Annotated in this window: 8 protein-coding genes; 6 read left to right on the top strand and 2 right to left on the bottom strand. The window is 64.3% G+C overall.

Going from position 1 to position 10021, the window contains the following annotated elements; translation table 11 throughout:
* Positions 1-772: 772 nt before the first annotated feature.
* Both EV648_RS41170 and EV648_RS41165 read left to right on the top strand, forming a co-directional pair.
* Positions 773-1051, top strand: a complete 279-nt coding sequence (locus EV648_RS41170; RefSeq protein ID WP_132301718.1) for a hypothetical protein — start codon at positions 773-775, stop codon at positions 1049-1051.
* Positions 1052-1280: 229 nt separating this feature from the next.
* A complete protein-coding gene (locus EV648_RS41165) occupies positions 1281-2270 on the top strand; it encodes a hypothetical protein (RefSeq protein ID WP_132301716.1) in 990 nt (329 codons plus the stop codon).
* 20 nt (positions 2271-2290) lie between these two features.
* Here the strand turns inward: EV648_RS41165 and EV648_RS41160 are convergent, their stop codons facing one another.
* Complete coding sequence (locus tag EV648_RS41160; protein WP_132301714.1) at positions 2291-2968, bottom strand: RusA family crossover junction endodeoxyribonuclease; 678 nt, start codon at positions 2966-2968, stop codon at positions 2291-2293.
* 655 nt (positions 2969-3623) lie between these two features.
* Entirely contained in the window at positions 3624-4283 is a 660-nt protein-coding gene (locus EV648_RS41155) for an HpcH/HpaI aldolase/citrate lyase family protein (RefSeq protein WP_158294223.1), read from the bottom strand.
* Here EV648_RS41155 and EV648_RS41150 point away from each other — a divergent pair.
* The 4 genes from EV648_RS41150 to EV648_RS41135 all read left to right on the top strand — a co-directional run bounded on the left by EV648_RS41150 (position 4263) and on the right by EV648_RS41135 (position 9736).
* A complete protein-coding gene (locus tag EV648_RS41150; protein ID WP_132301710.1) occupies positions 4263-5864 on the top strand; it encodes an LLM class flavin-dependent oxidoreductase in 1602 nt (533 codons plus the stop codon). The two genes, EV648_RS41155 and EV648_RS41150, sit on opposite strands and share 21 nt — an antisense overlap.
* Before the next feature lie 66 nt (positions 5865-5930).
* The gene (locus tag EV648_RS41145; protein ID WP_158294222.1) at positions 5931-6944 is read left to right on the top strand and encodes an ABC transporter substrate-binding protein; all 1014 of its coding nucleotides are present in this window, start codon (positions 5931-5933) and stop codon (positions 6942-6944) included.
* Positions 6945-7017: 73 nt separating this feature from the next.
* On the top strand, positions 7018-8604 hold the full coding sequence (locus EV648_RS41140; protein ID WP_158294221.1) for an iron ABC transporter permease: 1587 nt from the start codon (positions 7018-7020) through the stop codon (positions 8602-8604).
* A 28-nt stretch (positions 8605-8632) separates the two neighbouring features.
* Complete coding sequence (locus tag EV648_RS41135) at positions 8633-9736, top strand: ABC transporter ATP-binding protein (protein WP_132301704.1); 1104 nt, start codon at positions 8633-8635, stop codon at positions 9734-9736.
* Positions 9737-10021: the final 285 nt, after the last annotated feature.

The raw sequence follows: 10021 nt of genomic DNA, 5'->3' as shown, positions 1-10021 counted from the left end.
CCATCAGGGGCCTCCTTCGTCGTGAAACGCGAGCAACCCCAGCATCCGCCGGGGGACCCACGAGGAGCGGAGGCCCCGCTCCTTCATCACATCAGTTGTCAGTTCAAGAGCCCTGGAGCGGGATCGGCGGCTGGCAGCCTCGTCGCGATCGAAGCGGGACTCCCTCGAGTCGACTTCGAGCGTGGGCTAGGGCGCGGCACCATCGGTCAGACCGTCGAGCTGCGTCAACTGCGCCTTGGCCTTGTCGGCGATGATCCACGGATCGGCGTCCGTGACGTCGAGCGACGTCAAAAGATCGCCGCGAGCAGCTGTTTCCGCACGTCCTCAAGGCCATTGGCATCGTCGTGAATCTTCCGCCGTTGGCTTCGTTCAGCAACGCCTGGCGGTCGGGGAAGATCCAGCTGTCACACTCTTGGCGACTGCCGAGGAGCCGACGGTAGTCGAAACCGTCCAGCGGCCAGCCCTCATAGCGGAGTCGGCTCTTGACGACGCCCAGCCGCGTCTTGCCGAATTTCGCATCTGCGACGCGTACGACCGCGAAGTACCCAATGGTCAGCGGGTTGGCAGCATCAGGACCCGGCGCGTCGTAGCTGTTGTGCATGCGCAGCACAACGCCGTTTGGGTCGAGCAGGCGGCCGACCCCGTCGTCGAGCTTGCTCACCACCTCGACCGCCGCTCCTAGCGACGAAGAGTCGGCCAGCACGTCCAGCATGATTTTGACTCGGCTTGCCGCCCGTCAGCGCGATGAGGCCGGCTGCGGTCGCAGAGAAGCGTGCAGCTGAAGCGGGTCTCGCGGCTATTTGGTATCCGCCAACAGCTGACGCCGAAGGAGATTCGAGCGATGACCGATCACCTAGATGTCATCGGCCGGGTGCTGGATCGGGCGAACCGAAAGGATCTTGCTCAGTTGAACCAGACGCTGCGGCTTCTGGTGGACTACGTTCATCGAATGCGGGTTGCCGAGTGCCTATCACGCCTGCGCCGCGTGTGGATGGTGTGCGTCCGAGGAGGAACACGCACCTTAACGACACGCCTGGAGCTCAACACTTGAACGTGGGGCGGTCCCAGCTAGTGCCAGACCCAGTGCTCTGACATGTGTCCTAGTCGAGGCGGGCCATACGCCGCCATGGACGGCGTTTCGGCCGCGCGGCAGTAGCAGAGGCTGAAGCGGATTCGCTAGGGTGGTCGGCAACGCTGCTGGCGACCGAATTCCGGCACCTGCACATGCATGCTAGACCTCGTCATTGTGGCCGAGGCGGACAGTCCGTCATCCTGTGGCGATGCGACTGATCCTCGACACCAACCTGTGGTCTGACATCGGCGACGAGGGCGTGGTGGCTGAGTTCGACGACCTCATCCGCCGGGCTGGGCTGGAAGTGTTGGTTCCGCCAAGCATCCTCGTGGAGGTTTGCCGGCTCTCGGTTCGTGAGTTGCGTGATCCTATCGTGCGCGCTCTCGCGATCGGCCCGCGCAGGAGGCTGCAGACAGAGGCGCAGTCGGAGTCCGCAGAATTGGTGGCAGAGATCCAGCGTCTCAGACCGCAGTGGATGCGCAGAATGCCAGATTCGGCAAGAGTCGCGTCGTTGAATGCCTTCTGGACCAAGCGAGTTTGGCGGAGAGCCCTCGAGGATTCCCAGCGGATTTACGCCCACGAGGTTGGTAGGCGGCCAGTGCATGAGTACCTGACTGAACATCAGCGGGATCAGAGGCGCCAACTGCTGCAAACGAACTTTGCCCTCCGGCCACTGACAGCCCTGATCGTCAATGAGGGGACTGCTGGGTTCGGTCGAGAGGCGGACGGTTGGCCCGACGAACCCATAGAAGCGTGGCGGATGTCATCGTTCGAGCTCTACTGGCATCAACTAACGACCGTAGCTGGCCGCGCAGTTCTGACGAAGGAAGACACCACCTCGGCCGATTGGGTCGGTGCCTACGTGGACCTGGGCGCGGTCCGGAAGTCGCGATCGGACTTCCTCAGATTCTGGGCCTACGAGGTTGATATGAATTCGATGCAGAGGAACTGGATCCGCTGGGCAGTCAGCATCTTGCAGTCGACCAAGAAAGTCACTCCTGGGAATCCGTCTGATGAGCAGCACAGCGCGTACCTTGTTGACTGCGACTGCTTCCTGACCGCAGACAGTCGCTACGCTGCTGTGTTGCAGGCCGTCCGTGAAGATGCCCCCTTCGAGATGGCCGAGACGAGACTCGCATCAGGCGATCGCACGGTCCCCGTGATGAATCGAATCAAGGCATCTCTCGATGCCGACTGACGTGGGGTCACTCGCTCTCCTCATCTCGCCAGTGAGCGCTGGTCGATGATATCGGCGGTGTGAGGATGTACCTGCCGCGCGTCCACCCGGTAGTACCGATCTGAGCCCTGATGACGCAACTTGTGGCTGCTGAGATGTTGGATCTGGGAGTCGTTGGTATAGACGACACCCTGCAAGGCGTCCAAGACTCCCTTGACCGAGTTGTCGACATCCTTGTCGGAGTCATCTTTGGCGAGCAGCATCACGATCGTGATGCAGACTGCGCCGCTCCAGTTGCTGTTGATGAGGCGGCGCTTGGTCAGGTCGTTGGTGATCGCGGCCTTGAGGCGTCCTCCGATACCGGGGTTGGTCTGCATAGTGAAGGGCCGAACGCGGATCGCGAAGGAGATCCGATCGCCGAACGGCGGAGCAGACACGCAACCCAAGCACGAAAGTTGCGCCAGCGAGTTCACCTTCTCATCGGCGCGCGGGGAGATGGTGTGCACTAGCCTGCGTACTCTCATCGCCAGTGTGAGGTCTCCGTGTATCTCGCGTTCAATTAGCCAGGAGGCGACATTCTCCTTGTCTGGTTGGCTTGGAGGGTCGCTGAGCCGTATTCCGGTCTCGGCTTGATAGGACGCCCAGATGACCGCGAGGCGAGCGTCGGGAGCGGCTTGGTCGCCCAAGGCGATCAGTTGAATGTCGATGGGATCTACCACACGCTAGAACGTACTTCAGATCGTGCGCCGCAGAGAGCTCGTGAGACCGATCGGCACATCTGGCGATACGGGGCAAGTGTGAGGGCTAGTGATGGCAGTGCCGACTCATCCGCTGCGGTTCATCCCCCTGGTGCTCGTCGGCAAGGTCCCGGGAGCTCAGGCTGCGCGGATGCGGGACCGAGTACGGTGTTGAGCCGCTCCAGCCTTGGCATGGCTGAGGGCTCATCGAGGTTCACAACGGCGGTCCATCGCATGCCGAAGTCAGTGAGCCGTCCGCGAATACGCCTTACGAACCGGCGCTGTCGCCAGCTTCAAGCGCGCCGCCGAAACAATGAGAGGTCGACGCCGGATCCGCATGAGGACGATAGACACTGGGTACCGAGGGCCGAGCTCGGCAGTTTGAGAGGCCGGCTGGCTTCTGTCACCGCCAGATTTGCGTCCGTCGCAGATTCGCCAACAGTGCGTCTTCTGCGTTGACGTCCGTATTCACCGACACCCGGATCCCGAGTTCCTTCCGCAATCGATGGCCTCGGAGAGCTCGATCCTCGAAGTCGGCTAGCGAGGTTCGACCGCATACCGAACTTGAGCGATTACGCGTCGAGTTCGAACCGCTCACCCACCGTGAGAAGGAACCTCGACATCTCCGCCCGTTTCGTTAGCCGCCGGTGCGCACCTGATCGTTCCAGGACGTAATGGCACGTCCGAGGTGACGGAGGTCGATGCCCGCAGAGACAAACCTTGCGCCCGCCTGGATGAGATCGTGTAGGTTCCCGCTCTCGACCGGAACACCGCCGACACCGGCGAAGCGGCCCGCCGACTCTGCCGCGCCTATCACCCGCCGGAACGCCGCCTGCGCCAGATCACCCCCGTACTCGCCGGGCACACCGAGGTCGGCGGTGAGGTCATTCGCGCCGATCATCAGCACGTCGATGCCGTCGACCGCTGCGATCTCATCGATTCGGTCGAGCGCTTCCCGCGATTCGATCATCGCGACGATGAGCGTTGCGTCGTCGACGGCGGCGGTGGCAGCGCCCGACGGCACAGCACGAAAGTCGAAGAAGGGCAGCGCGGACGAAATTCCCCGGTTGCCGCGCGGCGCGTAGCGGGCCGCCATGACCGCGGTCATACCCTCCTCGCCGGAGTCCACGTGCGGCACGATGATCCCGAGCGCGCCGCCGTCGAGGCACGGCCCGATGCTCTCGGAGTACGCCGACCGCACGTGCACGAGCGGCGTGATCCCGGCAGTCAGCGCTGCCAGGCAGATCCCCGAGACCGCGTCCGTGGCGATCGTGCTGTGCTCCAGATCGACGAACACTCCGTCGAATCCAGCGGCGCGCGCGAGAAGCACAATCTCGGGCGTGCGTACGAGCCTTATCGAGAGCACGGTCGCGACTTCACCGCGGCGCAACGTGTCTCGAACTCGGTTCGGCACTCGAAGCGCATCGGCTACGGGTGTGCTCACGTGGTTCCCTTTCCTATTGGATGCATCGATCGATTGAAGAATTATCCAACGCACGCACGGCGTTTCGTTACCTGGAGGACGCCGCTCGGCCAGACTAAGAATGTGTCACACCCTCCCAAGATGATGCACCTCATGACCTGGCTGATGGGCAACAGCTACCACGCCGCCGGTTGGCGTCACGGCCTTGCCTGGGAGCGCACCACCATGCGACTGGATGTGCTTGTCGAAGTTGCGAAGATGGCCGAGCAAGCGAAGATGGACGCCCTCTTCATCGCCGACGGCAACGCTGTGCGGAACATGGACAAGATCGGTCTCTTCGAGGCCAACACCCCCTCCGCACGGCCCGCCGTATTCGACCCGGTCACCCTCATGGCGGCGATATCGCAACACACCGAGCACATCGGACTGGTCAGCACTGCGTCGACGACCTATGAGTCGCCGTGGTCCGTGGCGCGTCGCTATGCCTCGCTCGACCACCTGTCGAACGGCCGAGCGGCGTGGAACGTTGTCACCGGGTCGAACCCAGGCGACTCACAGAACTTCGGGCTCGAGCATCACCCCAACCGGGAGGAGCGGTACGCGCGCGCCGAGGAGTTCGTCGAGGCCTGCACCGCCCTCTGGAATAGCTGGGAACCGGACGCGTTCGTCGAGCGCAAAGACACCGGACAATACCTTGACTCGTCGAAGGTCCGGACGGCGGACTACAAGGGCGAACACCTGTCAGTGAAGGGGCCGCTGAACGTGGCCAGGTCGCCGCAGGGACGTCCGGTACTCTTCCACGCCGGTCAATCTGAAGGCGGACGGCGGCTTGCCGCCCGCCACGCGGACTGTATTTTCGCGGCTGCGGCGAACGTCGAAGCGGCCCGCGAATTCACCACCGACCTAAAACGCCGCCGTGCCGAGCTCGGCGGCGACCCTGACCAGCTGCGAATCATCGTCTCGGTCGCGATCTACCTCGGCCGCACCGAAGACGAGTCGACCGCCCTGTACCACGAACTCAACGCGCTCATCGACCCCGGCCTTGGCGTCGACTTCCTCGCCAAGGCCGTCTCCGAAGACCTCAGCGGGTACCCGATCGACGGCCCGATGCCCGACCTCGCTGGCCCGGTCGTCGGCGGTAATTCGATCCGCGGACAGCTCGACGCCATCGCGAAGGCCGAGCACCTTACGATCCGGCAGCTGTACGAACGCGTAGTCCCGTCGGTCGGGAACGCCGCGCTGATCGGCACCGCGACGCAGGTCGCCGACGTAATGGAGGAGTGGTTCAGGACGGGTGCCTGCGACGGGTTCGTGCTCGGCGCCTCGATCAATCCCTTCACACTCCGGCTGATCCGCGACGAGCTCGTACCCGAGCTGCAGCGCCGCGGCCTTTTCCGCACCGACTACACCGGGTCGACGCTTCGCGAGCACCTCGGACTGCGCACGACTGCTTGAGCACCCCGACGCAACCCCACCCGAGGGAGAACCAGTATGTCTGTGCGGCCGGGCCGGAGAATTCAGATGATCGTAGCGATTGCGTTGACGGCGACCCTGGTGGCGTGCTCGTCTACTGCACCGGCTGGGCGCGCGGACGACGCGCCCGAGACCGAGGGCACACTCACCTGGTACACCGACGACGACGCACAGGAGGTGGACCCCGTGATCCAGGTGTTCACCAAGCAGACCGGGATCAAGGTGGTCCTACTCGCTACGGAGTTCGTTGCGCCGCGTCTGGTATCGGAGAAGGCGAGCGACGTCGCCACGGCCGACGTCATTTCGTTCGCCGGGGCACCGAACGTGCTCAAACTTGAGGCGGCCGGCGTACTCGCCCAGCTCCCGACCAGCGTGGCGGACGCCCTGCCCGAGCAGAACCCTGTATTCGTCGGCAAGAGCGGGAGCTGGTTCTCGAACCAGGCGTCATCGTGGGGAGTGTTCTACAACACCGACCTCGTCGACAAGGAGCACGCACCGACCGACTTCAGGTCTTTCCTCGACCCGTACTGGACGGGCAAGTTCTCTATCCCGATCTCGACGAACGACAGCTCGATCGAGGGCTATTACCAGATCGCGCAGGAACCGTCCCTAGGCGAGAAGTTCCTCACTGAGCTGGGCGCGAATGAGCCGGTGATCTCCGGCAGCAGCGGCCAGGGGGTGAGCGACGTGATCGTCGGCAACCAGCTCGGCGGGATCTCCAACGACAACGCGGTCTGGCAGCAGATCGCGAAGGGCGCGCCGCTCGCGTTCGTGTACCCACCGAAGGGCACTACGTTCTCGCAGAAGTACAACGGGCTGGTCGAGGATGCCGCCCATCCCAAGGCGGCGGAGGAATTCCTGAAGTTCCTCATCACAAAGGAGGCCGCGGCACTCTTGTCGACGGGCACCGGGAAACTCAGCACCTTCCCCGGCATTCCGGCCGCTCCGACGGGCCGACCCAGCATTGACGACGGAGTGTTCTTCGCCCTACCCGATCCGCAAGACCTCGTTGACGCGCAGGTCAAGATGGTGCCCTTCCTCGAGGAGGCGTTCAACGAGTAACCGGACTGCCCGGCTAGGCCGGGCAGCGGCGTGGATCCCTGCCACCCTGCTTGTGCCTTTGATCATGATGCCGATGACCTTCCTGGTCATCGGCTCGTTCCAGTCGGCGCCGCCTGGCCAAGCAGGCACATGGACACTGCAGAACTACGACGTGCTGTGGACGGGCGACTTCCTGGAGCTCGTTGCGAACAGCCTGGCGCTTGCCACCACCGTGACAGTGATCTCGCTCGCGGTAGGCGCGGCGCTCGCGATCGCACTCACTAGGTGGAACGTGCCATGGGCCCGCTTGTTCGAATCGATCGCCATCGTCCCCGCCTACATCCCCGCGTTCGTTGGGGCGATCGCCTGGGCCCTTCTGCTCGCGCCGCGGTCGGGGTACCTCAATGCGCCGCTCACTGCGCTCGGTCTGCCGCCGATCGACATCTATTCGTGGGGCGGAGTAGTCGGCGTGTTGTCGATCTACAGTATTCCGGTGGTGTTCCTCTACCTGCGGCCGGCGCTGCTGTCGGTCAACCCATCCATGGAGGAAGCGGGTCGGTTGCTCGGCGCCGGCCGATTCAGGGTAGTGCGCCGGATCCTGCTTCCCGCGATCCGGCCGGCCATCCTGTCGTCGGCACTCATTGTCTTCATCAACTGCCTTGCCGACTTCGCCGTGGTCGGCGTGCTTGGCATCAGGGCGCATATTGACGTCGTGGCGTTGCGAATCGTCGAGCTCACGACGAAGGGCGCCCTCGACACCGGCCGCGCGGCGGTGCTCGGCATCGCACTCGCCACGATCAGTCTCCTCGGGCTCAGTGTGATCGTCCGCGGGTTAGTACATCGCGATCTCGCCACGATCGGCGCCCGGCATCGCATGGACGCGCCAACTGCCGTCCGACCGCTTCGGTGGCTTGGGCTCGCGCTGTGCGTCGGCTATGCGCTGATCGCCGTTGTGCTGCCGGTCGCGGTGCTCGCTGTCGGGTCGTTGCAGCCGTACGTGTCGACCACGTTCAGTTCCGGGTGGACTCTTGAGAACTACGCCCTCATGGCCCGCTACCCGGGAGCACTCGCCTCGATCGTCAACAGTGTGCTGCTGTCGTTCCTCGCGGCGGCGGCGTGCGCCGTGTTATCGGCGATGCTCGCCTACGTTGTGGTCCGGCGTCGCGGGCGGCTGGGTCGGCTCGTCAACAACCTGGCATTCTCGCCGCTCGCGGTACCGCACATGGTGTTCGCGGTCGCACTGGTCTGGACCTGGGTGAGCACGAGCGGCGTCTTCTACGGGACCAAGTGGATCCTCCTGGCCGCCTATGCCGCACTGCTGCTGCCTTACGCGATGCGGGCTGCAGTCACCGCGTTCCAACAGCTTGACCCGGTTCTCGAGGAGGCGGGACGGATGTCGGGGGCGACCCGGTCGAGAGTTGGACTCCGCATCGTCGTACCGCTGATCCTGCCCGGCATCGTCGCGGGCGCGACCCTCGTGCTCTATCAGGCAATGAAGGAGATCTCGGCATCACTCGTGCTCTACCCGCCGGGCGAGCCAGTGATCCCGGTAGCGATCTGGAGCCTGAGCTACCAGGGGCAGTTCGCTCAACTCTTCGCGCTATGCGTCCTCTACGTCGCCCTGATCCTCGCGCTCGTCGCGGGAGCAACGGCACTGAGCCGCCGGGGTTCGAGACTGTGATCACCAGGCAAGAGCGAGGAAGCCGCCTATGGAGCTGCTGACCATTTCGAACATCGGCAAGACCTTCACGCACCAAGCGCGGACGGCGGGAGTCCACCGAGTAGACCTCGAGGTCGGGCAGGGCGAGTTGATCAGCCTTCTCGGCCCGAGCGGCTGCGGCAAGACGACGACCCTGCGCTGCATCGCGGGGCTCGAGGCGCCGGATCACGGGCGAATCGAATTGGACGGCACTGTGCTGTTCGCCGACGGGACGATGGGTAGCCGCGGTGTCGCCGTTGCTCCTGAGCGACGGGGCATCGGAATGGTGTTCCAGGACTACGCGCTCTGGCCGCACATGGACGTATTCCGCAACGTTGCGTTTGGTCTGCAGGGCGCGCGCCGGTCCCGCGTCGAAGTCGCGGATGAGGTGGAGAGGGCGCTGCGCAGCGTGCGGCTGTGGGAGCACCGCGACAAGCGGATCTCGCAGCTGAGCGGCGGTCAGCAGCAGCGCGTCGCGCTTGCCCGCGCGCTCGCCCCCCGACCGAAGGTCGTGCTCTTCGACGAGCCGCTGAGCAACCTCGACACGCAGCTGCGAGATGACCTGCGCCTCGAGATCCTAGACCTACACCGGCAGCTCGGGCTCACCTCGATCTGGGTAACCCACGATCAAGAGGAGGCACTCGGCATGTCGCATCGGGTCGTCCTCATGAACGAGGGACGCATCGAGCAGACCGGCCGGCCGCCCGAGCTCTGGGCGGCGCCGGCGACGAAGTTCGCGGCGGAATTCCTCGGCGCTACGAACCGTCTGTCCGGAACCGTCGTCACCGCCGACGACCAAACGCTTGCACTCGCGGTCGATGACGGACCACGCCTGTACCTGACAACCAGATCCCCCGTCGCGGCCGGCGATCGCGCGACCGCCTTCATCCGTACCAGCGCGATCAAACTCATAGACAAGCCCTCGGCCGGCGCGACGAACGTCGTGCCGGCCGAGGTAATTGGGCAGACCTTCCACGGTGACTACTCAGTCGTCACGATGCGGTTGGGCGGAACTGCTATCAAAGTCAAGGTCGACCGGTTGCTCGACCCATCTGCGGCGCACCGGTTCGCGCACCTTGACCCATCGCAGCTCATCGTGTTCCGCGACGACTAGCGGCGCCAGGAATAGCAGGTTCGTCACCGCTCGGTCCGGAACCATCATCGATATCGTCTGCAAATCTGTCGGCTTAGTTCCGCGCTGGCCCAGACCTGCCGTCGATCACGACAGATGCCGCTGGTCGCCGAGCGGGCGTTCATCGGGAGCTGGGATCAGTATCCAGACTGCGGTAGAAGCATGGGATCTCCGAGGCCGATGCCGGGGAGGCCGCTACCGTCGCGGCCGGCCGCGGCGTCGGCGCGGGCCTGGATCGGGTCCGTGAGTTTGCCGGGGGAGTAGAGG

The organism is Kribbella sp. VKM Ac-2568 (assembly GCF_004345365.1).
GTDB classification, from domain to species: Bacteria; Actinomycetota; Actinomycetes; order Propionibacteriales; family Kribbellaceae; genus Kribbella; species Kribbella orskensis.
The sequence above is the reverse complement of the archived record's forward strand: the minus strand, read 5'-3'. Positions and strand labels throughout refer to the sequence as shown.